The organism is Tardiphaga sp. 839_C3_N1_4, from assembly GCF_051811045.1.
Classification (GTDB): Bacteria; Pseudomonadota; Alphaproteobacteria; order Rhizobiales; family Xanthobacteraceae; genus Tardiphaga.
Window position 1 is genome coordinate 2,004,747 of sequence record NZ_JBPWQD010000001.1, and the last position, 25,796, is coordinate 2,030,542.

General features: G+C 63.1%; 19 protein-coding genes. 8 read left to right on the plus strand and 11 right to left on the minus strand.

The annotated features are described in order from the left end of the window. Nucleotide 1 precedes the first annotated feature (1 nt). The 3 genes from AB8A38_RS09725 to AB8A38_RS09735 all read left to right on the plus strand — a co-directional run bounded on the left by AB8A38_RS09725 (nucleotide 2) and on the right by AB8A38_RS09735 (nucleotide 2,121). The gene (locus AB8A38_RS09725; RefSeq protein WP_315841342.1) at nucleotides 2–283 is read left to right on the plus strand and encodes a type II toxin-antitoxin system HicB family antitoxin; all 282 of its coding nucleotides are present in this window, start codon (nucleotides 2–4) and stop codon (nucleotides 281–283) included. Nucleotides 284–437: 154 nt separating this feature from the next. Further along, nucleotides 438–1,358 (plus strand): ABC transporter ATP-binding protein, encoded by a 921-nt coding sequence (locus AB8A38_RS09730; protein WP_089268247.1) that lies wholly within the window; start codon nucleotides 438–440, stop codon nucleotides 1,356–1,358. 1 nt (nucleotide 1,359) lies between these two features. Continuing rightward, nucleotides 1,360–2,121 carry an ABC transporter permease gene (locus AB8A38_RS09735; protein ID WP_093760486.1) on the plus strand — a complete coding sequence of 254 codons (762 nt, stop codon included), beginning with the start codon at nucleotides 1,360–1,362 and terminating at the stop codon, nucleotides 2,119–2,121. Between the two features lie 64 nt (nucleotides 2,122–2,185). On the opposite strand, the gene AB8A38_RS09740 is transcribed toward AB8A38_RS09735, so the two are convergent. Continuing rightward, nucleotides 2,186–2,512 (minus strand): hypothetical protein, encoded by a 327-nt coding sequence (locus AB8A38_RS09740; protein WP_089268246.1) that lies wholly within the window; start codon nucleotides 2,510–2,512, stop codon nucleotides 2,186–2,188. Nucleotides 2,513–2,790: 278 nt separating this feature from the next. Here AB8A38_RS09740 and AB8A38_RS09745 point away from each other — a divergent pair, with 278 nt between their 5' ends. Continuing rightward, a complete protein-coding gene (locus AB8A38_RS09745) occupies nucleotides 2,791–3,579 on the plus strand; it encodes a L,D-transpeptidase (RefSeq protein ID WP_315841341.1) in 789 nt (262 codons plus the stop codon). Nucleotides 3,580–3,639: 60 nt separating this feature from the next. Here AB8A38_RS09745 and AB8A38_RS09750 read toward each other — a convergent pair whose 3' ends face one another. Continuing rightward, the gene (locus AB8A38_RS09750) at nucleotides 3,640–5,916 is read right to left on the minus strand and encodes a spermidine synthase (RefSeq protein WP_315841340.1); all 2,277 of its coding nucleotides are present in this window, start codon (nucleotides 5,914–5,916) and stop codon (nucleotides 3,640–3,642) included. A gap of 189 nt (nucleotides 5,917–6,105) precedes the next feature. Here AB8A38_RS09750 and AB8A38_RS09755 point away from each other — a divergent pair, with 189 nt between their 5' ends. Then, complete coding sequence (locus tag AB8A38_RS09755; RefSeq protein WP_315841339.1) at nucleotides 6,106–7,707, plus strand: phytoene desaturase family protein; 1,602 nt, start codon at nucleotides 6,106–6,108, stop codon at nucleotides 7,705–7,707. A gap of 203 nt (nucleotides 7,708–7,910) precedes the next feature. Beyond that, nucleotides 7,911–8,801, plus strand: a complete 891-nt coding sequence (locus AB8A38_RS09760; protein ID WP_439085832.1) for a 50S ribosomal protein L11 methyltransferase — start codon at nucleotides 7,911–7,913, stop codon at nucleotides 8,799–8,801. Nucleotides 8,802–8,872: 71 nt separating this feature from the next. Here the strand turns inward: AB8A38_RS09760 and AB8A38_RS09765 are convergent, their stop codons facing one another. After that, nucleotides 8,873–9,088 (minus strand): hypothetical protein, encoded by a 216-nt coding sequence (locus AB8A38_RS09765; protein WP_439085833.1) that lies wholly within the window; start codon nucleotides 9,086–9,088, stop codon nucleotides 8,873–8,875. A 189-nt stretch (nucleotides 9,089–9,277) separates the two neighbouring features. On the opposite strand from AB8A38_RS09765, the gene AB8A38_RS09770 reads away from it, so the two are divergent. Together AB8A38_RS09770 and AB8A38_RS09775 are read left to right on the plus strand one after the other, a co-directional pair. After that, nucleotides 9,278–11,116: an aminopeptidase P family protein gene (locus tag AB8A38_RS09770; protein ID WP_439085834.1), complete on the plus strand. Its 1,839-nt coding sequence runs from the start codon at nucleotides 9,278–9,280 to the stop codon at nucleotides 11,114–11,116. 201 nt (nucleotides 11,117–11,317) lie between these two features. Then, nucleotides 11,318–12,541, plus strand: coding sequence for a multidrug effflux MFS transporter (locus AB8A38_RS09775; RefSeq protein WP_439088484.1), 1,224 nt, complete (start codon nucleotides 11,318–11,320; stop codon nucleotides 12,539–12,541). A gap of 991 nt (nucleotides 12,542–13,532) precedes the next feature. Here AB8A38_RS09775 and ligA read toward each other — a convergent pair. The 8 genes from ligA to AB8A38_RS09815 all read right to left on the minus strand — a co-directional run bounded on the left by ligA (nucleotide 13,533) and on the right by AB8A38_RS09815 (nucleotide 25,748). Beyond that, nucleotides 13,533–15,683: an NAD-dependent DNA ligase LigA gene (gene ligA / locus AB8A38_RS09780; protein WP_439085835.1), complete on the minus strand. Its 2,151-nt coding sequence runs from the start codon at nucleotides 15,681–15,683 to the stop codon at nucleotides 13,533–13,535. Between the two features lie 183 nt (nucleotides 15,684–15,866). Beyond that, nucleotides 15,867–17,540: a DNA repair protein RecN gene (gene recN / locus AB8A38_RS09785; RefSeq protein ID WP_439085836.1), complete on the minus strand. Its 1,674-nt coding sequence runs from the start codon at nucleotides 17,538–17,540 to the stop codon at nucleotides 15,867–15,869. 13 nt (nucleotides 17,541–17,553) lie between these two features. Beyond that, the gene (locus AB8A38_RS09790) at nucleotides 17,554–18,450 is read right to left on the minus strand and encodes an outer membrane protein assembly factor BamD (protein ID WP_439088485.1); all 897 of its coding nucleotides are present in this window, start codon (nucleotides 18,448–18,450) and stop codon (nucleotides 17,554–17,556) included. Between the two features lie 290 nt (nucleotides 18,451–18,740). Then, the gene (gene lpxC / locus AB8A38_RS09795) at nucleotides 18,741–19,706 is read right to left on the minus strand and encodes a UDP-3-O-acyl-N-acetylglucosamine deacetylase (RefSeq protein ID WP_315841334.1); all 966 of its coding nucleotides are present in this window, start codon (nucleotides 19,704–19,706) and stop codon (nucleotides 18,741–18,743) included. Between the two features lie 345 nt (nucleotides 19,707–20,051). Further along, entirely contained in the window at nucleotides 20,052–21,821 is a 1,770-nt protein-coding gene (gene ftsZ, locus AB8A38_RS09800) for a cell division protein FtsZ (protein ID WP_068734083.1), read from the minus strand. Nucleotides 21,822–21,919: 98 nt separating this feature from the next. Then, nucleotides 21,920–23,245 carry a cell division protein FtsA gene (gene ftsA / locus AB8A38_RS09805; protein WP_068734085.1) on the minus strand — a complete coding sequence of 442 codons (1,326 nt, stop codon included), beginning with the start codon at nucleotides 23,243–23,245 and terminating at the stop codon, nucleotides 21,920–21,922. Beyond that, complete coding sequence (locus AB8A38_RS09810; protein WP_439085837.1) at nucleotides 23,242–24,246, minus strand: cell division protein FtsQ/DivIB; 1,005 nt, start codon at nucleotides 24,244–24,246, stop codon at nucleotides 23,242–23,244. The genes ftsA and AB8A38_RS09810 overlap by 4 nt, the downstream gene beginning before the upstream one ends. A 491-nt stretch (nucleotides 24,247–24,737) precedes the next feature. Continuing rightward, nucleotides 24,738–25,748 (minus strand): D-alanine--D-alanine ligase family protein, encoded by a 1,011-nt coding sequence (locus AB8A38_RS09815; RefSeq protein WP_439085838.1) that lies wholly within the window; start codon nucleotides 25,746–25,748, stop codon nucleotides 24,738–24,740. Between the last annotated feature and the right edge of the window lie 48 nt (nucleotides 25,749–25,796).

Genomic DNA, 25,796 nt, shown 5'->3' on the forward strand with positions numbered 1-25,796 from the left:
AATGCCGGTCTACATCGCGCTCATTCAGAAGGATGCCAGCGGCATCTTCAACGTTTCCTTTCCCGACCTGCCCGGCATCGTCACCTCCGGCGACACCCTCGATGAAGCGATCGAGGAAGCCGAGGAAACGCTCGAATACGCGGCCGGAGACTGGCGCAATCTGGACGGCTCGAGCGGCCTTCCGACGCCGCGCACCATCGAGCAATTAACCAGCGACCCTGCATTTGCCGATGCGGCCGACGGCGGCACGATTGTCGAGATCGACTACGAAGCCGCAGAATAGCCCTAAAATCGCCTGTTCCGCGATTGCGCCGGCGCATCTTCATTCCTATGTACGCACCCCGCGCCCGACAAAGCCGTTTCGGCTGCGCCGTTCGTGCGTCCCGGTATGACCGCCCGGTCCTCTGCCTTCCCCTTTTCGAACGATCATATCGCCGATGTCACCCATCATTTCCGTTTCCAATCTGACCAAGAGCTATGCCTCGGGCTTTACGGCCCTGAAGGGTATCGACCTCGATATTAACCGCGGCGAGATCTTCGCGCTGCTGGGGCCGAACGGCGCCGGCAAGACGACGATGATCAGCATCATCTGTGGCATCGCCAATGCCACCTCCGGCAAGGTCATGGTCGATGGTCACGACATCGCCCGGGACTATCGCGCCGCGCGGTCGCTGATCGGGCTGGTGCCGCAGGAACTGCACACCGACGCTTTCGAATCGGTTTGGGCCACGGTCAGTTTCAGCCGCGGCCTGTTCGGCAAACCGAAGAACCCGGCGCTGATCGAGAAAATCCTGAAAGACCTCTCGCTGTGGGACAAGAAGGATAACAAGATCATCACGCTGTCCGGCGGCATGAAGCGCCGCGTGATGATCGCCAAGGCGCTGTCGCACGAGCCGCAAATCCTGTTCCTCGACGAGCCCACCGCCGGCGTCGATGTCGAGCTCCGCAAGGGCATGTGGGAAGTCGTGCGCACGCTACGCGCCGCAGGCGTCACGGTGATCCTCACCACGCATTACATCGAAGAAGCCGAGGAGATGGCCGACCGCATCGGCGTCATCAACAAAGGCGAGATCATCCTGATCGAGGAAAAGACCAAGCTGATGGAGCAGCTCGGCAAGAAGCAGCTCAAGCTGTATCTGCAAGGCAAGGTCACGGAGATTCCAGCCAGCCTGGCTCACTACAACCTCGAACTGGCAGCGGACGGCCATCAGTTGATCTACAGCTACGACACTAAGAGCGAGCGCACCGGGATCACTAGCCTGCTCGGCGATCTCCGCGAATCCGGCATCCGCTTCTCCGATCTCGACACCACGCAGAGCTCGCTCGAAGACATCTTTGTCAGCCTGGTGAGGAAGTAACATGAACTTCAGAGCTGTCCGCGCCATCTATCTGTTCGAAATGGCGCGCACCTGGCGCACCGTGCTGCAGAGCATTGTCTCGCCGGTGATCTCCACGTCGCTGTATTTCGTGGTGTTCGGCGCCGCGATCGGCTCGCGCATCACCTCCATCGAGGGCGTCAGCTACGGTACCTTCATCGTGCCTGGCCTGGTGATGTTGTCAGTACTCACGCAGAGCATTTCCAACGCCTCCTTCGGCATCTACTTCCCCAAATTCACCGGCACGATCTATGAATTGCTGTCGGCGCCGGTGTCCTATGTGGAAGTTGTGCTTGGCTATGTCGGCGCCGCCGCGACCAAGTCGATCCTGCTGGGCCTGATCATTCTGGCCACTGCCGGACTGTTCGTGCCGCTGCACATTCTGCACCCGTGGTGGATGCTGACCTTCCTCGTGCTCACGGCCGTCACATTCAGCCTGTTCGGCTTCATCATCGGCATCTGGGCCGATGGTTTCGAGAAACTGCAGGCGATCCCGCTGCTGGTGGTGACGCCGCTAACCTTCCTGGGCGGAAGCTTCTACTCCGTCAGTATGCTGCCGTCGGGCTGGCGGACCGTCACGCTACTCAATCCGGTCGTGTATCTGATCAGCGGCTTCCGCTGGAGCTTCTACGAGATCTCCGACGTCAGCGTCGGCTGGAGCATCGGCGTCACCTGCATGTTCCTGGTGATCTGCATGTTGGTCGTCTGGTGGATTTTCAAGACCGGCTACAAACTGAAAAACTGAAATCGCTGATAACAAAAATGGCCCGGTTTGAACCGGGCCATTTTCATTTCAAATCAATATCCGCTTAGCGATAGCAGCGGAATTTGCCATGGCGGTTGTAATAGCCGCGGCACTGTGTCCGTCGACCCTCGGGAATACCGAGCACGCCCTTGACGCCGCCCACGGCCGCGCCGACGCCAAGGCCAACTGCGCCACCGACCACACCGCCGACCGGTCCGGCGGCGCGATTGCCGTCACGGTAACCTTGGTTGGCACCCTGCTCACCACCCCTGAATACGCCCTGCGCCTGCGCAAAATGCGGCATGGCGACCAGAGCCAGCACGCCCGCGGCGAACGCCAGGCGGGTCTTCATCGACGAACTGATCGGCAATACAGCGGTCTTAACGGTCATCTGGAGCTTCCCTCTGAGCGGCGAGAATTCGCCGCTTGCAATTGTGGGAGGGCAACGCGTGACCTAGGAACCGGTTCCATCTGCCTCCATGAGAAGCTTCCTATCGCGCATCCACGGGTCGGGCCGAGCCCTCTTTCGGCCCGGTCGCCGCCTTGGTGCCGCCTAGCCCAACATTAAGGATGCACGAAACTGTCACTGGCACGCGGGCCGCCCGATATGCATATTGGGTGCGGGACGGTAGGCGGTACAACAGGTTACGGCCCGGAGGCCAAGGTAAGATGCGTTCGTTTTATATGACCCTTGCGGGTCTCGCCGTTTTCGCCGCCACCAGCACTGCGCAGGCCAAGATTGCCATTACCGTCGACAAGGATGCCCAGCAGCTGACCGTCGTGCAGGACGGCGTTGAGAAATATCGCTGGCCGGTGTCGTCAGGCATCCCGTCCTATGAGACCCCGAATGGCAGCTTCCAGACATTCCGCATGGAGGAGGATCACTTCTCCAAAGAATTCGACGACGCGCCAATGCCCCATGCCATCTTCTTCACCAAGAAGGGCCACGCCATCCACGGCACCGATTCCGTGAACCGCTTGGGCTCGCCGGCCTCCCACGGCTGCGTCCGGCTGTCGCGCGAGAACGCCGCGACCTTGTTCGCCATGGTCAAGGCTGACGGGGTGCTTAACGCCACCGTCACGCTGACGGGCTCCTCGCAGGTCGCGCTCGCCCGCAATCCGCGCCCGGCGAAGCCGTCCGCCGTCGCCCGCCGTGATATCGCTCCTGCCTCACCGTCCTATGACGCCGCCGGCAATCCCATGGATCTCACGCCGCAGGTCGTGGCACCGAACCGCCGCGTTGCGCGTCAGGTACAGGCGGCCGATGATGATCGTTACATCTATCCGGCCGATGGCAATGACGGTCAGCGTTATCCGGCTCCTCCCGGCTATCGCCGCATGACGGAAGCCGAGACCCAGCAGTATTACGCCAATCGTGGCTATTACAGCCGGCAGTCTCCACCGCAGGCCTACGCGCCGCGGCCGTATCAGCCACGCGGCTTCTTCGGCGATTACTGAGCGAACATGTGTGACGCGTTTTGTTGACGCGAACCGACGTCCGCCTCGCTTGAAAACGCTTTAGTTGTCTCCGTCCCGTAGCCGGCGCCACACGGCGCCGAGCACGTTGGAGTAATCGTCGGTCCAGACCCGCTGATCGTCGTTCGCCTCAGTCAGGGCCCATTGCGATGACGTCGCGATGGAGCCGACATCGGCGGCGTCATGGGCCGAGATGACCACGTTGGTCGAGAAGATATATTCGTTGTCGCGGCCGGAATCCTCCGAATAGACCCAACTCTTCATGTCATTGGCATCGGCGATGCCGACCACGACACTGGCGAGTTCGAGATGCCGGTTCGACACATGCATGACGACGGCGCCCTGCGGGGCGAGCTTTTCCTTGTAGATCTCCATCGCCTCCTCGGTCGCCAGATGGATCGGGATCGCATCCGACGAATAGGCATCGACGATGATGAGATCGTAGACTCCGTCAGGCTCCTTCGCGAAGGTCAGCCGCGCATCGCCGATCACCGGCTTGACGTCCGGCTCGCACTTCTGGATGTAGCTGAAATATTTCGGATCCTTGGCGGTATCGACCATCGACTGGTCGATCTCGAAAAACTTCCAGTCCTCACCCGGCGCTGACGCACAGGTCAGCGAGCCCGAGCCGAGCCCGATCACCGCCACGCGCAGCGGTGCCCCCTTGCGGGCGCGCACCGCCGTGATCGCCTGCCCGATGCCGCCGTCCTTGTAATAATAGGAGATCGGCTCCGGCCGGCCGGTCACCGGCGTGCCATCGTCGTTGAGATATTTCTCGGCGCCATGGATCGTCGTGCCATGCATCAGCACGTGATACTGGTTGTTCGGCGTCACCACGATCTTGTGCACGCCGAAGAAACTACGCACGGTTTCGACCCGACCATCGTCCGCCGGGTAGAAACGAATCAGCGCCAGCGCAAGAACAGTGATCGCCACGAGCTTGAGCCGGTCGGCCCGCAGCAGGATCGCAACGATCATGCCGAGGACGGCAACGACGCTGACGACATAGACGCGTTGGGTATCGATCCACGTGAACAGCTTCCCGGTCGTGTAGCTCGGCACGATCAATGCGATTGCGGCAACCACGAGCGCGATCCAGTACCAGCGCGCCCAGCCGGAATAGCGCTCCGGCAAAGACGGCCGACACAGCACGGCAAATGCAATCAGGATCGGATATTCGGCGATCCATGAGAATGTGAACGGCGCGATGAGGCCGGCAAACAGACCACCGACCATGCCGCCGAACGACAGCGCGACGTAGTAGCCCGTGAGATACCGCGCCGCCGGACGCTGCCGGGCCAGTTCACCGTGGCAGGCCATGGCGATGATGAAGAAGGCCAGCAGATGACCGCCGAGCGTGAGCAGAAGATTCTGTTCCCCACCCACCGCGAGCAACACGATGACGCCGGCAATCGCCAGCGGCTGCAGCATGAGAATCCACGCATGCGGCAGCAGCGGCCGCGACTGGAACACCAGCACCCAGGTCAGCAGATACAGCGACAGCGGCAACACCCAGAGCAGCGGCGCGGCTGCAACGTCGGTCGAGATATGCGCGGTGACCGCGATCAGCAAGCCGGATGGGACAGCGGCAAGGAAAATCCAGCGTGCACGCAGCGCCCAGCTCGGCGCCGGCGCGTCGATGGCATCAGCACCCGGTGCAGCGACAGCAACCGGCGGCGACTTCAGCAGCAACACGCCGCAGCCGGCGATCAGCAGGATCAGCAGGCCATAGCCGGACGTCCAGATCAGGTTCTGCGTGCGCAGCGAAAACATCGGCTCCAGCAGCACCGGATAGGTCAGCAGCGCGAGAAAGCTCCCGATATTCGACGACGCATAGAGGAAATATGGATCGTGGCCGTTGGGATGACCGGTGCGCACGAACCAGGCCTGCAGCAGCGGATTGTTCGCAGCAAGCGCGAAGAACGGCAGACCGATCGACACCGCGAACAGGCCGAGCAGCCAGAACGCATAGCCACTCTCCGGCGGCGTGCCCCAGCCCGATGCGATGGACAGCGGCAGCGTCAGCAGCGCAACAACCAGCAACAGGAGATGAATGACGACCGGTACCAGCCGGCTGCGCAGCTGCATCAGATAATGCGCATAGGCATAGCCACCGAGCAGCAGCGACTGGAAGAACACCATCGCCACCGACCACACCGCCGGCGAACCGCCAAGCCGCGGCAGCACCATTTTGGTGAACAGGGGCTGCACCGAGAATAACAGGAGTGCGCTGGTGAAGATTGCCGCGGTGTAAACCACCAGAAGAAGCCGATTGCGGGAGGCCGAGTTTGGGGCGGCGACGGGCTGCGACGAACTCATGAAGGCTCCAGCATATTGTGCGGCAGAAAAGCGAGAATCCGGCCGGTAACCGGCGGGCGGGAATGGAGCATATGGCACCGTTTCGGGCAATGCGCGCTAACTATGGAACCACAATCGTGATGGGCGGCCTTGTGCCGCGCGCGCGCCTCTTCGATAAAGAGGGCCCCTAGCAGGCTTTTTGAAGCGGACATGTCAGACACCGACGTTTTGATCATCGGCGCCGGCCATAATGGCCTCACTTGCGCGGCCTATCTCGCCATGAGCGGGTTGCGCGTGAAGGTGGTCGAACGACGTTCGGTAGTTGGCGGCGCCGCGGTGACGCAGGAGTTTCATCCCGGCTTCCGCAATTCGGTCGCGGCCTACACTGTCAGCCTGCTCAACCCACAGATCGCCTCCGATCTGAAGCTTGCCGAACACGGCCTGCGGATCGTCGAGCGCAAGGCGCAGAATTTCATCCCAGCGCCGGACGGCAGCTATCTCCTCACCGGCGAAGGCCGCACGCAACAGTCGGTTGCCAAGCTCAACGCGCGCGATGCCGAACGGATCGGCGCGTTCTCGCATGAGCTCGAAGTCATTGCCGACGTGCTCAGGGATTTCGTGCTGCGTTCACCGCCGAACGTCGTGCAAGGTTTCGGTCTCGGCGCGATCAGCGAAGCCATCAATGCGCTCGGCACCGCCAGGATTCTCAACGCACTGACCATCGAACAGCAGCGCGTATTGCTCGATCTGTTCACCTGCTCCGCCGGCGAGATGCTTGACGACGTTTTCGAGCATGATCTGGTGAAGGCATTGTTCGGCTTCGACGCCGTGGTCGGCAACTATGCGAGCCCCTATGCCGCCGGCTCGGCTTACGTGATGCTGCACCACGCCTTTGGCGAGGTGAACGGCAAGAAAGGTGTCTGGGGCCACGCCATCGGCGGCATGGGCGCGATCACGCAGGCCATGGCCGCCGCGGCGCGCTCGCACGGCGTGCAGATCGAACTCGACAACGGCGTCCGCGAAGTGCTCGTGGAGAACGACAAGGTCGTCGGCGTCATCCTCGACAATGGGGAGAGTATCCGCGCGAAATATGTCGCCTCCAACGTCAATCCGAAGCTGCTGTATACGCGGCTGATGCCAGCGGATGCGCTGCCCAAGCCATTCCTCGATCGCATCCGCAACTGGCGCAATGGCTCCGGCACATTCCGGATGAATGTCGCGCTGAACGCCCTTCCCTCGTTCACCGCGCTGCCCGGTAACGGCGATCATCTCTCTGCCGGCATTATCATCGCGCCGAGTCTCGCCTACATGGATCGCGCCTGGCTCGATGCGAAGCAACACGGCTGGAGCCGCCAGCCGATTGTCGAAGTGCTGATCCCCTCCACTCTTGATGACAGCCTCAGCCCACCGGGCCAGCACGTCGCCAGTCTCTTTTGCCAGCATGTTGCGCCTACACTCCCGAACGGCGCATCGTGGGATGACCATCGGAACGAGGTCGCCGATCTGATGATCAAGACGGTGGACGACTACGCACCCGGCTTTGCCGCCAGCGTTATCGGCCGACAGGCACTATCGCCGCTCGATCTGGAGCGCGACTTCGGCCTGCTCGGCGGCGACATCTTTCACGGCGCGCTCAGCCTGAACCAGTTGTTCTCGGCCCGCCCGATGCTCGGCCATGCGGATTACCGCGGACCGCTGAAGGGCCTCTATCATTGCGGCTCCGGCGCACATCCCGGCGGCGGCGTGACGGGCGCGCCCGGTCACAATGCGGCCAAGGCGATCCTCAGGGACCACCGGGCGCTGTTCGGCTGAGGACATCCTGTGGATAAGCCTGTGAACAGGCGGTGGATGATCCCTGAATAAGCCTGGGCGGAAGCTCGGGAGGACGGCGGTATAATCGGCTTACAACCCTGTGCGCAGCCGCTGTATCGCCCCTGTATCCCCGCCGGTATAAACCCTGTACCAAGCGCGCCTCAGCTGTGCAGACCCTGTTTACAACGCCACCCGGACCCGCGATGACCACGCCCCAAGGAACCAGCCGCGCCACCTTTGCTGTCGGCGACGAATTCAGCGCCAAGCGCATCGTCGATCTCCTCACCGAGAGTTTCGAGGAAGGCCAGGCCGCGATTGCTGCATTCGAGAGCCCCGAGGGCCGCTGGGACGTCACTGTCCATTTCGCCGATCCGCCGGACGAGGCGTCGATCCGCGACCTCGTCAGCCTCGCCTCGGACGACACCGTGGCGGCAAGCATCGTGTTCGACAGCATCGAGGCCAAGGACTGGGTCAAGGAGAGTCTCGAAGGCCTCGTTCCCGTGCGGGCCGGCCGCTTCATCGTTCACGGCCAGCACGACCGCGACAAGGTGCGCCCCAATCAACTGGGCATCGAGATCGAAGCGGCGTTGGCTTTTGGCACCGGCCATCACGGCACCACGCGCGGCTGCCTCATCTATCTGGATTATGTGCTGCGTGCGAAGGCGCCGAAACGCATGCTCGATCTCGGCACCGGCACCGGCGTGCTGGCCATCGCTGCCGCGAAGGCCACCAAGCGCCGCGTGCTGGCGACCGATATCGACCCGATGTCTGTGAAGGTGGCGCGCGAGAATATGCGGCTCAACGGCGTCGGTAATCTCGTCGATACTGTTTGCGCAACGGGCTTTTCCTCGCCGGCTTTCGGCGATCGGGCGCCGTTCGATCTGATCCTCGCAAACATCCTCGCCAATCCACTCCGCGCGATGTCGACCGACATGAGCCGGCATCTCACGCGTAATGGAATGGTGATCCTGTCCGGGCTTTTGCCGCATCAGGCGATGAGCGTGATCGCCGCGTATCGCGCCCGCGGGCTGGTGCTCCGCAAGCATCAAATCATCGAAGGTTGGAGCAGCCTTCTTATGCAGCGAACAGGCTGATACGCCATTCGTCATTTTCCGAACTCCGGAATAACGACGGGCGATCTGGCTAAAGCTGACGGCGGAGTTTGCTACTTCGGGGGCGGCACGTCGCGGCGACGGAGCGTTGCATTTTCCAGCCGCTCGACCCGCGTCACGCGGGCTTCGACGAAACGGCCCAGAATCTGGATGATGCCGCTGCGTTGATGTGGCTGATTGGGCGGCGTCTGGGTGGACTGCACCTGGGTAGGCTGGGAATGGCCAAGCGTGGCGGGTGGCGAAATTTTCTCGAACGTAAAAGCAGGCATTGTGTATCCCCTCTTCGTTGAGTTGAGACACTCTGAATGGCCAAGCATCGCACCGACAACACAAGCCGGGGGACGTTGTTCCATCCGGTTGAACACAACCATCAGATTTCAAGCATAACTTGTGCCAAATCTGCGCAACCCTGCCCCTCGATTGCAGGCCTGACAGCGCACCCATAGGATGATCCCGCGATGTTCGAAGCCCATTTCCAGACGTTCGAAGAGCCCGAAAGCGGCGTGGCGCTGACTGCGCGGCTGGCCGCATTTCGCGAGGAATTGCTGCGCCGGAAACTGGCAGGCTTCGTGATTCCCCGCGCCGATCAGCAGCAGAACGAATATGTACCGCCCTCCGACGAGCGGCTGGCCTGGCTCACCGGCTTCACCGGATCGGCCGGCATGGCGATCGTACTGCTGCAGGAAGCCGCGGTGTTTGTCGACGGCCGCTATACGCTGCAGGCGGCCAAACAAGTTGATGTGAATGCGTGGAGCATCCAGTCGCTGGTCGAGCCGCCGCCGGAAACCTGGCTCGCCGACCACCTGAAGCCCGAAGATCGCCTCGGATTTGATCCATGGCTGCACACTTCTGCGGCAGCCGAACGGCTGGCGGCCGCCTGCGCCAAGGCTGGTGCCGAACTGGTGGCAGTTGACAGCAATCCGCTCGATTCGGTGTGGGCCGAGCGCCCGGCGCCGCCGCTCGGCGCGGTATCGATTCACCCACTCAACTATGCCGGCGTTTCCGAAGCCGACAAGCTCGCCCAGATCCGCGGCGAGATGGAGCGCCTGCGCGTCGATGCGCTGGTGCTGTCGGATTCCCATGCGGTCGCCTGGGCCTTCAATATCCGCGGTGCCGACGTCTCGCATACGCCGCTTCCGCTGTCCTATGCGCTGGTGCCGAAACACGGCCGCCCGCAGATCTTCATCGATCATCGCAAGCTCTCCAACAGCACGCGCAACCATCTGGAGGTCTCCGCCGATGTGCAGGAGCCGGGTGCACTGACTGCGGCGCTCGCAGAGCTCGCTGCCTCCGGCGCGTCCATTGCGCTCGACAATGCCACCGCCGCCGATGCGCTGAGCCGCTTGATCACAGCCGCTGGCGGCAAGCCCGTGCGCGGCAATGATCCCGTCGCGCTGCTCAAGGCCGTGAAGAACCCGGTCGAGGTCAAGGGCACACAGACCGCGCATCGCCGCGATGCTGTGGCACTGGCGCGCTTTCTCGCCTGGATCGACCGCGAGGCGCCGAAGGGCAAGCTCACCGAGATCGACACCGTCGAGGCGCTGGAGACATTCCGTCGCCAGACCGGCGCGCTGAAAGATGTCTCGTTTCCGACCATCGCCGGCACCGGCCCGAACGGCGCCATCGTGCATTACCGCGTCACCCGCAAGACCAATCGCCGTATCGCGCTGGGCGATCTCCTGCTGATCGATTCCGGCGCGCAATATGAAGACGGCACCACCGACGTTACCCGCACCATCGCCATCGGCGAGCCGACCGACGAGATGCGCGATCGTTTTACGCGCGTGCTGCGCGGCCATATCGCCATTGCGCGCGCTGCGTTTCCCGATGGCACGACGGGCGCGCAGCTCGATACGCTGGCGCGCCAGTTCCTCTGGCATGCCGGCCTCGATTTCGCCCACGGCACCGGACACGGCGTCGGTAGCTATCTGTCTGTGCATGAAGGCCCGGCGCGGATCTCCAAGCTCGGCACCACGCCGCTCAAGCGCGGCATGATCCTCTCCAATGAGCCCGGCTACTACAAGACCGACGCCTTCGGCATTCGCATCGAGAATCTCGAACTGGTTGTCGAAGCCCATATCGAGGGCGCCGAGCAGCCGATGAATGCATTCGAGACGCTGACACTGGCGCCGATCGACCGCCGGCTGATCAATGCGCATCGCATCAGCAAGCGCGAACTCAAATGGATCAACGACTATCACGCCCGCGTCCGCCGCGAGGTGATGCCGCTGCTCGATGATGAAGCGACGCGTGTCTGGCTGGAAGCGGCGACCGAGCCGCTGACGCAGCCGCAATGAAAACCGTCATTGCGAGGTCAGGGAAAGCTTGCAGCTTTCCCCTTAGCGAAGCGACGCGGAAATCCAGAGGCCACAAGACTGGATTGCTTCGTCGCAAGGGCTCCTCGCAATGACGAACATAAACGAAGAGACCAATCCCACGTGAATTACAGCCCGCCTTTTCCAAAAGTCGACGCCGTCGATCTCTCCAAATCGCGGGTGATGCTGCTGTTGCTGGTGGTGATGACCGGCATCGCGCCGATCTCGCTCTATATGCTGGTGCCGGCGCTGCCCGAACTCGCCCGCACTTTCGGCGCCGACATCTCGATCGCGCAGATGACGGTGTCGCTCTACATGGTCGGGCTCGCTTTCTCACAGCTGATCATGGGGCCGCTGTCGGACAAGTTCGGCCGAAGGCCAGTGCTGCTTGCGGGCCTCGGGCTGATGGTGATCGCCGGCATCGGCTCGAGCTTCGCCATCTCGCTGCCGCAACTCATCGCCGCGCGGTTCTTTCAGGCGCTCGGCGGCGCAACGGGCATGGTGATGAGCCGCGCCATCATCCGCGACCTTTATCCGCGCGAACGCGTCGGCGCAATGATCAGCCTCGTGATCGCGGTGATGATGATCGCGCAGATGCTGAGCCCCCTCGCCGGCGGTCTCTTGGAAACCGGCTTCGGCTGGCGCGCGATCTTCTATGTGGTCACCGCGTCTTCGCTGATTGTGACGCTCGCGATCGCATTTTTTCTGCCGGAGACACGACGGCGTGCTGCCAGCGACAGCGGCGGCGGTGGCTTTATCGCCGACTCGCGAGTGCTGCTGCGCAGCCGGACCTTCATCGGCTATCTCCTGTGTTATGTCGTGGCCTCCTGGATCATCTTCACCTTTGCCGGCGGCGGCCCCTATGTGGTCGTCACGCAGATGGGCCGGACATCCGCCGAATATGGCGCATGGTTCGCGACCTCCGGCCTCGCTTACCTCGTCGGCAATCTGTGTTGCGTGCGCTTCGCGCCGCGCCGGACCATCGAACAACTGATCTGGTTTGGCCTCGCGCTGCAATTCGGCGGCGCCATGCTCAATGTGGTCTGGGGTCTCACCGGCCTGAACCAGAATCCGGCCTGGCTGTTCCTCACCCATATGGTCGTGATGTTCGGCAATGCCTTCGTGATGTCGAACGGCGCTGCCGGCGCCCTCAGCATTCGTCCGCAGGCCGCGGGCACGGCATCCGGCATGATGGGCTTCCTGCAGATGGGATTGGGCTCGCTGTGCTCGCAATTCGGCGCCTGGCTCGGCGGCCATTTCGCAACGCCGGTGCCGCTCAACATCGCGCTCGTCGTGCTGTCCTGCGGCTGCGCAGCCGCGATGATCTTCCTGGTCCCCCGCCGCAAGACCGTGGTGACGGAAGAACTGATCGAGCAGGCCGAAGGCGAAGAGAGCGGGTTGTTGTAGGCGCCTTTTCTCTCGACGTTATGGCCGGACGGCGCGAAGCGAACTTCGCGATGATCTCAGACCTTTCCCCCACGTCATGGCCGGGCTTGTCCCGGCCATCCACGTCTTCCTCTTTTTGCGGCCAAGACGTGGATACGCGGGACAAGCCCGCGCATGACGGCTGAGTATGCGATGACGGCTGCGCGTCGTTGCCTATTCGAATTTCAAACAGCCACGGTGCTGCAAACATGCGTCATCGCCCCCATTGTTTGCGGCGCGGGGGCGCCGTCGTCGCTTGCATTCCCGCCCCCTTGTGAGAGGGCGTGCGGAACGCCGGGTGCCCGTTGCACCCTTGGGCCTGATGCGATGCGGTCTTCCGCAAGTGTGAGTGCATCAGGACTTTCGGAGGCGCCGAGCGAGTGCCCGACGTTCCGCATACGGTGTTTTTTCAGCCTGCTTGCACTTTGCCTTGGCGAACGGTCCGATCACCAAAATGATGGTCCCACGGCGGAGGGACAGGGAGCCTCAAGCGAGTAAGCCGGACGCGTTTTGACTTGGTCGTCCGTCACACTGTCCAGGGATCTTTCCATCTCAAGGCCGGCCGTTTCCTTGCCAGTGGCAGTGCTGGCGCAGATCCGTCCTGCCCGAAGACAGACGTCACCCATGAACCGCGCGACGCCGCATCTCCGGCGTCCACCGCATCCCACCCCGCGAACGTGACGATCGCGATCGCCCCTCTCGATGGGGCAGGACATAGGAGAATATAAACCTGATAGGGATGCTGTCAACGGGAGATAGGAAAAAATGTATGGCGCGAGTCCCGGCCCCAAGCTTGTCATTCCGGGGCGGAACCGGCGCCGCAGGCGCAGGGACCGAGCCCGGAATCCCGACAAGTTTTGCGCTGAACACTCCGAGATTCCGGGTTCGCGCCGGCCCGCTTCGCGGTCCTTTGCGCCCCGGAATGACGAGCGTGGAGCGAGGCGCACCGGGAAATGCCAGCGTGCGACCGCCCCTACCCCCCGATCAGCGCCAGCCACTCATCTTCCGTGAGCACTGCAACGCCGAGATCGCGCGCCTTGGTGAGCTTCGAGCCGGCATCCTCGCCGGCCACCACGTAGTCGGTCTTCTTCGACACCGAACCGGCCACCTTCGCCCCAAGACGCTCGGCACCCGCCTTCGCCTCGTCGCGCGTGAACTTGGTCAGTGAGCCCGTGAAAACCACGGTCTTGCCGGCCACCGGCGTATCGGTCTTGGCCTGTGCGACGTCGAGTACCTCGATCTCGCCGAGCAATTCGTCGAGCGCCTTCACGTTACGTTTCTCGGCAAAGAACTCGACGACCGCGTCTGCGACGATTTCACCGACGCCGTCGATGGCGTTGAGGTCGGAATAGGCTTCGGACGTATTCTCTTCAGTCCCCTGCCCCGCAGCCGCGGCCAGCATCGCCTCGCGAAACGCGGCGAACGAACCGTAGTGCCGCGCCAGCAGCTTGGCATTGCCTTCGCCGATATGGCGGATGCCGAGCGCAAAAATCAGGCGATTGAGTTCGATCTTGCGGCGGTCGTCGATGGCCGCAAAGAGATTGCGCACCGACGTCTCGCCATAGCCTTCGCGGTCGCGCAGTTTCTTGTTGGCGCGCTCGTCGCGTTTGGCCAGCGTGAAGATATCGACGGGATGCATGATGATGCCCTCGTCGTAGAATTCCTGGATCTGCTTGTCGCCGAGGCCGTCGATATCGAAGGCGAGGCGCGAGACGAAATGCTTGAGCTTCTCGACCGCCTGCGCCGGACACACCAGCGCGCCGGTGCAGCGCGTGACGACTTCGTCATTCTCGCGGATGGCGTGGCTGCCGCAGACCGGACACTTGGTGGGAAATTCATACGACTTTGCGCTCTTCGGGCGCTTGTCGAGGACGACATTGACGACCTGCGGGATGACGTCGCCGGCGCGCTGCACGATCACCGTGTCGCCTTCGCGAATATCGACGCCGTCGCGCAGCGGCTGGCCGTCATTGCCGATGCCTTTGATGTAATCAGCATTGTGCAGCGTCGCATTCGACACCACGACACCGCCCACCGTGATCGGCGTCAGCCGCGCCACCGGCGTCAGCGCGCCGGTGCGGCCGACCTGGATGTCGATCTTTTCCAGCACCGTCGTCGCCTGCTCGGCGGCGAATTTATGTGCGATGGCCCAGCGCGGCGCGCGGCCGGCGAAACCGAGGCGCGCCTGCCAGTCGATGCGGTCGACCTTGTAGACGACACCGTCGATGTCATAGCCGAGCTTGGCCCTGATCTCGCCGATGCGGCGATAGAAGGCGAGCGCGTCATCAACGCTCTTGCACAGCGTGATCTCGGGATTGACGGTGAAGCCGACCTTGTCCAGCCACGCGATCATCGCATGCTGGGTCGGCTGATCCATCGGATAGTCCGACATCTCGCCCCAGGCATAGGCGAAGAATTTCAGCGGACGTGACGCCGTGATCGCCACGTCCTTCTGGCGCAGCGAGCCGGCCGCGGAATTTCTGGGATTGGCAAAGACGGTGTCGCCAGCCTCTTCCTGTTTTTTGTTGAGCGCGAGGAAGTCGCTCTTGAGCATATAGACCTCGCCGCGCAGCTCGCATGCGGCGGGGATGTGCTTGCCCTTCAGCGTCGTTGGAATGTCCTTGATGGTGCGGACATTGGCCGTGACGTCCTCGCCGGTGAATCCGTCGCCCCGCGTGGCGGCGCGGATCAGTTCGCCATTCTCGTAGCGCAGCGACAGCGACAGGCCATCGATCTTCGGCTCGGCGACAATGGCCGGGATCTCATCGAGCTTGAGGAAGCGCTGGATCCGCTCGACGAACTCGGTCACTTCCTCATCGCTGAACGCATTGCCCAGCGACAGCATCGGCACCACATGCTGCACCTTGGCAAAGCCGCGCGCGGGCGCTGCGCCGACCGTCTGTGTCGGCGACGCGCCGGTGACGAGATCGGGAAACTTCGCCTCGATCGCCTCGACCCGGCGACGCAGCGCGTCATACTCCGCATCCGACACCGTCGGTGCGTCGTCCTGATAGTAGCGCTTGTTGTGAGATTCCATCTCCAGCGACAGCCGCATCAGCTCGATCTTGGCTTTGGGCTTCGTGAGCGTGGAGATGTCGGGGGGAATTTTTGCGGGTTTTGCCATACGCGGTCACCGATGTTCGTCATGGCCGGGCTTGTCCCGGCCATCCACGCCTTGAAGCGCTGTTGTAAAGACGTGGATGCCCGGCACAAGGCCGGGCATGACGGAGTACAATGGTGAAACAAGGCGCACGTCGCGGGTTCCGGGTTCGCTCGCAAGCGCGAGCGCCCCGGAATGACGTTCAAATCAAGCCGCGCCCTTGAGCAACCGCTCCGCCGCGGCCCGCGCCTCGGCGGTAATCTCCGCGCCCGCCAGCATCCGCGCGATTTCCTCGCGGCGGTGATCCTCGGCCAGCGTGTTGACGCGCGTCGCCACGCGCTTGCCCTTGTCGAGGGCGTCCTTGGAGATCAGCAGATGCTGGTCGGCCCGAGCCGCGACCTGCGGCGCATGGGTGACGGCCATCACCTGGACCTTGCCGGCGAGCCGCGCCAGACGGGCGCCGATGGCGTCGGCCACCGCACCGCCGACACCGGTGTCGATTTCGTCGAACACCAAGGTCGGCGCGGAGCCCTTGTCGGAGAGCACGACCTTCAGCGCCAGCAGGAAGCGCGAGAGTTCGCCGCCAGAGGCGACCTTCATCATCGGGCCCGGGCGGGTGCCAGGATTGGTCTGGACCCAGAATTCGACGCGGTCGATGCCCTGCGGGCCGGGCGCCTGCGCATCGCTATCGACCTGGGTGATGAACTTGGCGCGTTCCAGCTTGAGCGGCCCGAGTTCGGCGATGACCGCCTTGTTGAGCTTCTCTGCGGACTTGACGCGCGACGCCGAGAGCTTGGTCGCCGCAGCGCTGTATTTCCTGTCGGCATCCGACGCCGCGGTCTCCAGTCCCTTGAGCTGGTCGGCGCCGGCATCGATGGTGGCGACATCGGCAAAGTATTTCGCGGCCAGCGCGGCGAGCCCGTCGACCGGTGTCGAATATTTCCGCGCGGCGCCGCGCAGCGCGAACAGCCGTTCCTCGATGCGCTCAAGTTCCGCAGGATCGAAATCGGCGGCGATGAGCGCGGCGCTGAGATGCTGGTCGGCTTCTTCCAGCGCGTTGATGGCGACGTCGATCGCTTTCACCGCGGGCTCGACCAGCGACGGCGATGAACCGGCGCGGCGCTCCAGCCGGCGCACGGCGGCGGCCAGTGACGAGATCGGCGAATGATGGCCGGACACGGCCTCCTGCGCCTCGCGCAGGTCGGCCGCGATCTTCTCGCCCTGCATCATGCCGGTGCGGCGCTCCGCAAGCTTGCTCTCCTCGCCGTCCTTCGGATTGAGCTTCTTCAGCTCATCGGCAGCGTGGCGCAGATAATCGGCATCGCGGGCGGCGCGCTCCATATTGGCGCGATGGGTCTCCAGCGCCGCATAGGCGGTCTTGCGGGCGTCCCAGAGCGTCTCCAGCGCGGTGACGTCCTTCTCCAGCCCGGCGAAGGCGTCGAGCAGCCGGCGATGCGTGGCGGCGTCCACAAGGGCGCGCTCATCGTGCTGGCCATGGATCTCGACCAAAGCTGCGCCGACCGCCTTCATGGTCTGCACGGAGATCGCCTGATCGTTGATGAAGGCACGGGTGCGGCCATCGGCGAGCTGCACACGGCGCAGAATCATCTCGCCGGAATCGTCGTCGAAGCCGTTGTCTTTGAGAATCGCCAGCGCCGGATGGCCCTTGGCCAGGTCGAACACGGCTGTCACCTGGCCCTGCTCGACGCCGTGGCGCACCAGACCGGCATCGCCGCGGCCGCCAAGGGCCAGCGCAAACGCATCGAGAAGAATGGATTTGCCGGCGCCGGTTTCACCGGTCAGCACTGCAAGACCGCGGGAAAACTCGATATCGAGCCGTTCGATCAGGACGATGTCACGGATCGACAGACGGGCCAGCATGGGAGGTCAGTTCCTAACCGAGGCCAAATCTCTTGAAGGCCTTGCTCAGGTAAGACCCCTTGTTCTCGCTCGGCTCGAGACCGCCGGACTTTACAAGATTGTAGGCGTCTTTGTACCACTTGCTGTCAGGAAAGTTGTGGCCAAGCACGGCGGCAGCCGTCTGCGCCTCGCCGACCACGCCGATCGCCATATAGGCCTCGGTCAGGCGCATCAGCGCCTCCTCGACGTGACGCGTGGTCTGATACTGCGTCACCACCGTCTTGAAGCGGTTGATGGCGCCGGTGTAGTTGCGCTTGTCGAGATTGTAGCGACCGATTTCCATTTCCTTGCCGGCAATCTGGTCGCGTGCGCCTTCCAGCTTCTTCTTCGCCGAGGTCGCATATTCCGAGGTCGGATATTTGCGGACCACTTCCTCAAGCGCAGCCATCGCCTTTTCGGTGCGGCCCTGGTCGCGCGAGATGTCCGGGATCTGGTCGTAATGCGAGGCGGCGATCAGATACTGCGCATAGGCCGCATCCGGGCTGCCGGGATGCAGCGTGACATAGCGTGTCGCCGAGCCGATGCAGGTGTCGTAGTCGGCAGATTCGTAAGCCGCATAGGCCGACATCAGCAGCGACTTGCGCGCCCATTCCGAATACGGATGCTGACGATCGACTTCCTCGAATTTCTTCGCGGCGGCCTTCGGATCCTTGTTCTGGTTCATGAGGTACAAACCCTCATTGTAGAGCTTGTCGGCGGGCTCCTCGACGAAGGTGTCGTCCTTGGTGCCAAACTTGTCCCAGATCGCGCCGGTACCGCAGCCGCTCAGCGGCACGGCCAGCACGATGAGGCCCGCGGCGAACCGCGCCTGGCGGCCGAAACGGGCGAGCAGTGAACCACTGGATTCGAGCGTAATGCGCTGTGCCGACATATATCTGAGACCTGACGCCTTCATGCGGTGCCTGCGCGGTTCGCGCACAATCACGGACCAACCGGATATGCGCCCGCAGCTTCGCTTGGCGACCGCGTGCTCTATCTACCCGAATGACATCCGTTAACCAACCGGATACGGAGCCATTTCGCCCGGATTAAGGCGAAGGATGTGGAGATACAGGCGGTTATGGTTACCGGGGATGTCCCGATGCACGCAAAGGTCCGCGCTCGCGCAAAAGCGCAATGCAAAATACCGGCAGTAGGTAGAAGGAGGCCGAAAGCCCGATCTTAGGAAACGTCCGGGCCGAAGGCCGGGGCGATCATGCCGCCAAGCATGCCCGACGTGACATCGGCGCTGGCGCGGCCGCGGCGGACAGGGACGGCATCGGCTTCGACGATCTTCCAGGCGGACCGATCGGCCATCAGGGCGCGGAGCACGGCATTGTTGAGCTTGTGGCCGCCGCGCACGGAGCGGTAGGCGCCGAGGATCGGCAGGCCGGCCAGTGCCAGATCGCCGACGGCGTCCAGCACCTTGTGGCGGGCGCATTCATCGCTGTAGCGCAGGCCTTCGGTGTTGAGCAGCTTGTCATCGTCGAACACGACGGAATTCTCGAAGGATGCGCCGAGCGCGAAACCGGCGCTCCAGAGGCGGGCCACGTCGTTCATGCAACCGAAGGTACGTGCACGGGCGATATCGCGGCGGAAGGATTCGGGATTGAGATCGAGCACGTAACTCTGGCGGCCAATCACCGGATTGGCGAAGCTGATTTCGACTTCGGCGCGGAAGCCCGCAGCGTGGGGGCGGATTTCGCCGAACGAGTCACCGATGGCAACCTGCACGGGTTTGAGAACCTGAATGAAGCGGCGACGGGCGCCCTGCTCCACAACGCCGGCCTGATCGATGGCGGCGACGAAGGCGGCTGCGGAGCCGTCCATGATCGGCACTTCCGGTCCATCGACTTCGATGGTGGCGTTGTCGATGCCCATGCCGCGCAGCGCAGCGAGAACATGTTCGGCGGTGGAAACGATTGGGCCTTCACGATCGCCGAGCACGGTGGCAAACTCGGTGGCGATAACGGATTTGGCGTCGGCCTGGATTTCGCGATCAGCACCTTCAAGACCGGTGCGAACAAAAATATAACCTGCATCGACGGGCGCAGGTCCAAGCGTGAGACTGACAGGCTTTCCGGAATGGACGCCGACACCGGTAACGGTGGCTTGCGATCCAAGCGTTGTCTGTCGGCTGAAAGTCATAAGGTACCCACCCAAGTAGCCTCTCGTCATGAGAGGGACTCTCTCAGTCGAACCTTGCGGCCTCCTGAGTCCCCGAGTCGCAGTCACATTAACCCCTGCCACAAAGTGCGCCAACTCACGCTTTTTTACCGATTGTTACCCCACCTTTGCCGCAATCAAGCCAGGGGTTTACCAATATTTCTGCCGGTTCCACGTCTGTTTCGAACCTTGGCAGAGCGCGTCGGTAAAGATTAATGACTTACTATCAATAGGTTAAGAAATCCTGCGCCTTTTGGCGGCTGTAACAAACGAAAGCCCCGGCTGATACAGCCGGGGCTTCTGTCGTCGTCACGATTGTAACAAAGGTCAGCTGGTCTGGCGGCGCAAGAAGGCCGGGATATCCAGATGGTCGTCGCCCTGTGGCGCCGGCGCAACAGGTGCCGGGCGACCGTGCGAATCGAGGCCCTGCGGAGCCGGACGGCGGGCGTATTCGGACACCGGCGGCTCGTTGCCCATCTGCTGGGCGACGCTGCGCTGTGGCTTACGCTCGGGCAGCGGCGGCATCGGAGCCATCGGCGGGGCCGACGGACGACCGGAGACCGGCGCTTCCGTTTCCTCGTCGCGGCGGCCGAGACCGACATTGGCCAGACGCTGCAGCAGCGACAGACGAGCCTTCTGCGGTTCCTCTTCCGATTCGCCGCGTGCCTGACGGATCTCGTTCTGGGCCGGCATCGGCAGTTCTTCGAATTTCGGCATCCGCGGAGCGCGCAGCGGAGCACGTTCGGCCGATGGCGGAATGAACTGTTCGGGGATCGGCGCTTCGACAGGGGCTTCCTGACGCGGCGCTTCCGGGAACAGCGAGGGCTTCTGCGCGATCGGACGTACCATCACGTCGCCATACTGCTGCGGCGCAGCGGCTTCCGGAGCCACGGCAGCGGCGATGGCGGCGAGCGCGGCACGCTCATGGCTGGTCGCCGGCGCACGGGGCGCAGCAGCAGGCGCCGGAGCGCCGGCAGACTTGGCAGCCGCTGCGGCAGCGAGACGCTGGTTGTCAGCGCGAAGACGCGCGGTCAGATCGGCCAGGCGGGCATCCGGAGCGCCGTTGCCAGCAGGAGCAGCAACGGCCGAGGTCACGGTGGTGACCGGAGCCGAGGAATTGCGGGCCAGCATGGCCTGCTCGATGCCGGTGGCGACGACCGACACGCGGATCACGCCATCGAGGCTCTCGTCGAAGGTGGCGCCGACAATGATGTTGGCGTCGGCATCGACTTCTTCGCGGATACGGGTCGCGGCTTCGTCGACCTCGAACAGGGTCAGGTCCTTGCCGCCGGTGATCGAGATCAGCAGGCCGCGGGCGCCCTTCATCGAGCTATCGTCGATCAGCGGGTTGGCGATCGCAGCTTCCGCCGCGGTCAGCGCGCGCTTCTCACCGGTAGCTTCGCCGGTGCCCATCATCGCCTTGCCCATCTCCTTCATGACTGCGCGCACGTCGGCGAAGTCGAGGTTGATGAGGCCTTCCTTGACCATCAGGTCGGTGATGCAGGCGACGCCCGAATAGAGCACCTGGTCGGCCATTGCGAAAGCGTCGGCGAAGGTGGTCTTCTCGTTGGCGACCCGGAACAGGTTCTGGTTCGGGATGATCAGCAGCGTGTCGACCACCTTGTGCAGCTCGGCAATGCCGGCTTCGGCCGTGCGCATGCGGCGCTGGCCTTCGAAGTGGAACGGCTTGGTGATCACGCCGACGGTGAGGATGCCCATGTCGCGCGCGGTCTTGGCGATGACGGGAGCTGCACCGGTGCCGGTGCCGCCGCCCATGCCGGCGGTGACGAACACCATATTGGCGCCGGTCAGGTGATCACGGATTTCGTCGATGACTTCCTGCGCGGCGGCCGCGCCGACGTCGGGCTGCGAACCAGCACCGAGGCCCTGGGTGACCTGCGTGCCCATCTGCACGATGCGCTGGGCCTTCGACATGGTCAGCGCCTGTGCATCGGTGTTGGCGACGACGAAATCGACGCCCTGCAGACCGGCGGTGATCATGTTGTTGACGGCGTTGCCGCCAGCGCCACCGACACCGAACACGGTAATGCGGGGCTTCAGCTCGCTGATATCAGGAACGTTGAGATTGATGGTCATGAGGTTGCCTCTCGATTACGCGCGCGTTGTGTGGTCATGCCATTGGCCGGTGGCCGATGGCGTCGGAGATGGAAAAAACACTGGCCGGAAAAATTTCATCAGAAGCCCTCTCGAAGCCATCGTCCGACCTTTCCGAAATAACCGTCACTGGTCCCTGTCTTGAGCTGCCGCGTATGCCGCGGTTCGACATGTTCAAGATGAGCGAATTGCGGATAGACCAAGAGGCCCGACGGCACCGCGAACGAAGCGCTCTTGGCTTCATTGGGCAGCCGGCCGAAGCCGAGTGGTCGTGCAATGCGAACGGACCGTCCGAGGATCTGGCTGCCGAGTTCGGCAAGGCCCGTGAGCTGCGACGCGCCGCCTGACAGCACCACGCGTGCGCGCGGTTCTGCAGCGAAGGGCGAATCCGCCAGCCGGTCCCTGACCATCTCAAAAATCTCCTCGGCACGCTGACGCACGATGTTCGCGATCGTGGCGCGGGATACGACCTGCGGAAAATCGCGATCGTTATCACCAGCCGTCGGCACGTTCATGAGTTCGCGCGCATCGGAGCCACCCGTCAGCACCGTGCCATATAACGTCTTGATTCGCTCGGCATCCGCGATGCAAGCACCAAGTCCGCGCGCAAGATCCATGGTGATGTGTTGCCCGCCGACCGCAAATCCCGAGGCATGCACGAAGCGTCCGCCGGAATAGGTCGCGATCGTTGTCGTACCTGCGCCCATCTCGACGACGGCAGCGCCGAGATCGGTCTCATCATCGGTGAGAACAGAGAGACCTGCGACGTAAGGCGCCGCAGCCATGGCTTCGACATTGAGATGGCAGCGCTCGACGACCAGCATCAGGTTACGTGCGACCGTCGCGTCCGCAGTGACGACGTTCATATCGACGCCGAATTGCGAGGCTACCATGCCCTTGGGATCGCGAATGCCCTTCACGCCATCGAGTGAATAACCGACCGGCAATGCATGGAGCACCGTGCGGCCCGGCGGCGTTGCGTGGCGCATGCCGGTCGAAGTGACACGTGCGATATCGGACGCCGTGACCGCGCCGCCCTTGATATCGGCTGACGCTTCAATCAGTTGGCCCTGCAGGCGACCGGCCGAGACCGACAGCAAAACGGATTCGACGCGAACCTTGGCCATACGTTCGGCCAGCGCCACCGCCTGACGGACGGCCTGCTCGGCCTCGCCCATATCGACGATCGCGCCGGACTTCACGCCGCGCGACTGGATCTGGCTGTAGCCGATCAGTTCAACCGCATGGCTGCGGCCGCGCAGAGCTTCGTTCGGCGCAGATGGCCGCAGACGCGCGATCATGCACGCGATCTTGCTGGTGCCGACGTCCAGCGACGCCACCAGCGCGGTGCGATTGGCCGCCATCTGACGCGTTTTCGGCGCTTGGTTGCGATCGAGACCGGTCATGCCGCGCCAGCCTTCTTCTTGGACTTGTCTTGTGCCTTGAACAGGTCTTCGCGCGCCTTCGCGGCGTCTTCTGACAGCCGCACGGTCAGCCGATCCGATAGCCGCATGTCGATGGCGACGATGTCACGCGAGAACAGGCGATCTTCCTTGTCGAGCTTGCTGAGCATGGCCAGCGCGTTGCCGACGTCGATTTCCGGGAGGCGGATGTCGAGGCCATCCTTCAGGCGGAGATTCCAACGGCGCTCACCGACAAAGATCGCAGCCTTGGTGACTGAGCGGACCTGCGGGTAGCGATCCAGCAGCGCGAGAAAATCCCTGGCGTTGCTGTCGGCGCCCTTGCCCACCACCAGCGGCAGCGACATGAAGCGGCGCGACACGTAGTTTTCGAGAACGGCACCGTCATCGGCGATCACCGAGAGACGACCGTCCTCCTGCCACAGCGCAAAGGCCGTGCGCTCGGTGACATCGATCTGCAGGCGATTCGGATACAGCTTCAGCACATTGGCGTCGGCGATCCACGGATTGGCCTTGAGCTTGTCGCGAACAGCCGCGGCATCGAGGAAGAACAGCGAGGAGCGACCATTGACGCCGCCGATGGCCAGGATCTCGTCCTGGGTCAGCTGCTTGCGCCCGTTGAGAATGACGGAGGCAATGCGGAAGCCGGCGGCATTGGCCGCGGCATTGCGCGTATCTTGGAAAGCGGCGACGACCTCATCGACATGGCCACCCTTGACCACGCCGAACGCAACGCTGCCCGTCAGCATCAGCACGGTGGCCGCAATGCCGACGCGGCGCGGCACGTAACGCTCCAGCATTGCGATGAAGCGATTGGAGCTCTGTTCGCGGACGGCAGGCTTGGCGGCACGAAAACGGGCCCAGAAGCGGGCGAGCGGGCTCAGCTGCTCACGCAGCAGAATGCCTGCCCCAAGGGCAGCCATTTTAAGATCAGCTTGGGGCCTCAAGGGTCGCACCGACCGAGAGAGGCGTCCTCCACCATCCATACCACGAGCTCGTCACAGGTTATGCCCGCATTGGCGCGGGGCCAAATCACAGGCCATGACACGGGTGACGTCTCGGTCATGCCAGAATGGATTCAAGCCTTTGAAAAAGGCCGGTTTTCCATCGATACGCGTCGTCACGGAATCCCCGCAAAGCTCACGCCTCGGCAGCCAAGCGCAACACGCGCCGCCAGCGTTAACCTTCGGCCTTCCTGGTAAACAAAGTGTAAAGGGGATGGGCGCAGAGCGCGATTTGATGCGGCTGTGGAAGACTTTAGCCGAGGTGTGGCTGACCTGCCCGAGGGAACTGCGGCAGCTTCATGGCCGGCATCGCCGGGTTGCGAGAATTAACGCGGGTGATCGGGTTGCGGCAATGCTCGCGGTTGAAACTCCGTCATGCCCGGCCTTGTGCCGGGCATCCACGTCTTCGCAGCGAAGTAAGGCGTGGATGGCCGGGACAAGCCCGGCCATGACGGAGTGAGATAACTGGCTGGCTAGCCACCTGCCCGTTTCACCGCCAGATCGATCTGCCCGTTCAGGAAATCGACGAAACTGATCCCCTGGGCATTCAGCGCCTTGGGATAGAGCGAGGCTTTGGTCAGGCCCGGAAGCGTGTTGGTCTCCAGATAGACTGGGCCTTTGGCCGACACGATGAAGTCCGACCGCGAATAGCCGCGGCAGGACATCGCCCGGTGCGCCTTGACCGCGAAATCCATGATCGCTGCCGCAATCTCCGGCGTGAAACGCCCGGGGCAGATTTCCTGCGTCGATTTGGCGAGATACTTCGCCTCGTAATCGAAACCACCGTCGGCCGGAATGATCTCGATCGGCGGCAATGCGATCAGCGAGCCATCGGCCTGCTCGAGCACGGCGCAGGTCGCCTCGACGCCGGCGACGAACGGCTCGATGACGTAGTCTTCGGTCTTGGCCGCGTTGCGCACGGCAACGAGATCCTGTTTCGCATTGACGAACATCAGGCCGTAGCTCGATCCGTCACGCGCGGGTTTCGCGATCAGCTTGCCGTATTCGGCGAGCGCCGCTTCCATGTCGTTCAATGCGACACCTACCGCGATGGGCACACCTGCGATGGCCGCGAAGCGCTTGGCGCCGACCTTGTCGAAGGACAGATTGGATGACGCCGAACCGGAACCGGTGAACGGGATGCCGCGCATTTCGCACATCACCTGCAGCTCGCCATTCTCCGCAGCGCCGCCATGCATGCCGAGCACCAGCACACGGTTCTCGGCTTGGGCCTTGTCGAGCGCCTGCGTCAGCACGCCGATGCTGCTGCCACCGGGCTTGAACGGGTCCTCGAACGGACGATCATGGGAGAGCAGCGCCGTGCCCGACGTCTCGTAGACGCGGTCGTCGGCATCCCAGAACCACAGATCCGCATCGGGCAACGCGCTGTGCAGGGCCTGTGCGGAGGCCACCGACACCAGACGCTCCTTGTTCAGGCCACCAAACATGATGGTGATCCGCTGAGGTCTCGCCTGCTCCGTCATCGTGTCGTCTCCGAACCCATCCGCGAATCGCGCCTTTGCCGACAAGGC

What these genes read in the sequence shown, in the direction of transcription:
- AB8A38_RS09725 (WP_315841342.1), top strand. Translation starts at nt 2, where the DNA reads ATGCCGGTCTACATCGCGCTCATTCAGAAGGATGCCAGCGGCATCTTC.
- AB8A38_RS09730 (WP_089268247.1), top strand. Translation starts at nt 438, where the DNA reads ATGTCACCCATCATTTCCGTTTCCAATCTGACCAAGAGCTATGCCTCG.
- AB8A38_RS09735 (WP_093760486.1), top strand. Translation starts at nt 1,360, where the DNA reads ATGAACTTCAGAGCTGTCCGCGCCATCTATCTGTTCGAAATGGCGCGC.
- AB8A38_RS09740 (WP_089268246.1), bottom strand. Translation starts at nt 2,512, where the DNA reads ATGACCGTTAAGACCGCTGTATTGCCGATCAGTTCGTCGATGAAGACC.
- AB8A38_RS09745 (WP_315841341.1), top strand. Translation starts at nt 2,791, where the DNA reads ATGCGTTCGTTTTATATGACCCTTGCGGGTCTCGCCGTTTTCGCCGCC.
- AB8A38_RS09750 (WP_315841340.1), bottom strand. Translation starts at nt 5,916, where the DNA reads ATGAGTTCGTCGCAGCCCGTCGCCGCCCCAAACTCGGCCTCCCGCAAT.
- AB8A38_RS09755 (WP_315841339.1), top strand. Translation starts at nt 6,106, where the DNA reads ATGTCAGACACCGACGTTTTGATCATCGGCGCCGGCCATAATGGCCTC.
- AB8A38_RS09760 (WP_439085832.1), top strand. Translation starts at nt 7,911, where the DNA reads ATGACCACGCCCCAAGGAACCAGCCGCGCCACCTTTGCTGTCGGCGAC.
- AB8A38_RS09765 (WP_439085833.1), bottom strand. Translation starts at nt 9,088, where the DNA reads ATGCCTGCTTTTACGTTCGAGAAAATTTCGCCACCCGCCACGCTTGGC.
- AB8A38_RS09770 (WP_439085834.1), top strand. Translation starts at nt 9,278, where the DNA reads ATGTTCGAAGCCCATTTCCAGACGTTCGAAGAGCCCGAAAGCGGCGTG.
- AB8A38_RS09775 (WP_439088484.1), top strand. Translation starts at nt 11,318, where the DNA reads ATGCTGCTGTTGCTGGTGGTGATGACCGGCATCGCGCCGATCTCGCTC.
- ligA (WP_439085835.1), bottom strand. Translation starts at nt 15,683, where the DNA reads ATGGCAAAACCCGCAAAAATTCCCCCCGACATCTCCACGCTCACGAAG.
- recN (WP_439085836.1), bottom strand. Translation starts at nt 17,540, where the DNA reads ATGCTGGCCCGTCTGTCGATCCGTGACATCGTCCTGATCGAACGGCTC.
- AB8A38_RS09790 (WP_439088485.1), bottom strand. Translation starts at nt 18,450, where the DNA reads ATGTCGGCACAGCGCATTACGCTCGAATCCAGTGGTTCACTGCTCGCC.
- lpxC (WP_315841334.1), bottom strand. Translation starts at nt 19,706, where the DNA reads ATGACTTTCAGCCGACAGACAACGCTTGGATCGCAAGCCACCGTTACC.
- ftsZ (WP_068734083.1), bottom strand. Translation starts at nt 21,821, where the DNA reads ATGACCATCAATCTCAACGTTCCTGATATCAGCGAGCTGAAGCCCCGC.
- ftsA (WP_068734085.1), bottom strand. Translation starts at nt 23,245, where the DNA reads ATGACCGGTCTCGATCGCAACCAAGCGCCGAAAACGCGTCAGATGGCG.
- AB8A38_RS09810 (WP_439085837.1), bottom strand. Translation starts at nt 24,246, where the DNA reads ATGGATGGTGGAGGACGCCTCTCTCGGTCGGTGCGACCCTTGAGGCCC.
- AB8A38_RS09815 (WP_439085838.1), bottom strand. Translation starts at nt 25,748, where the DNA reads ATGACGGAGCAGGCGAGACCTCAGCGGATCACCATCATGTTTGGTGGC.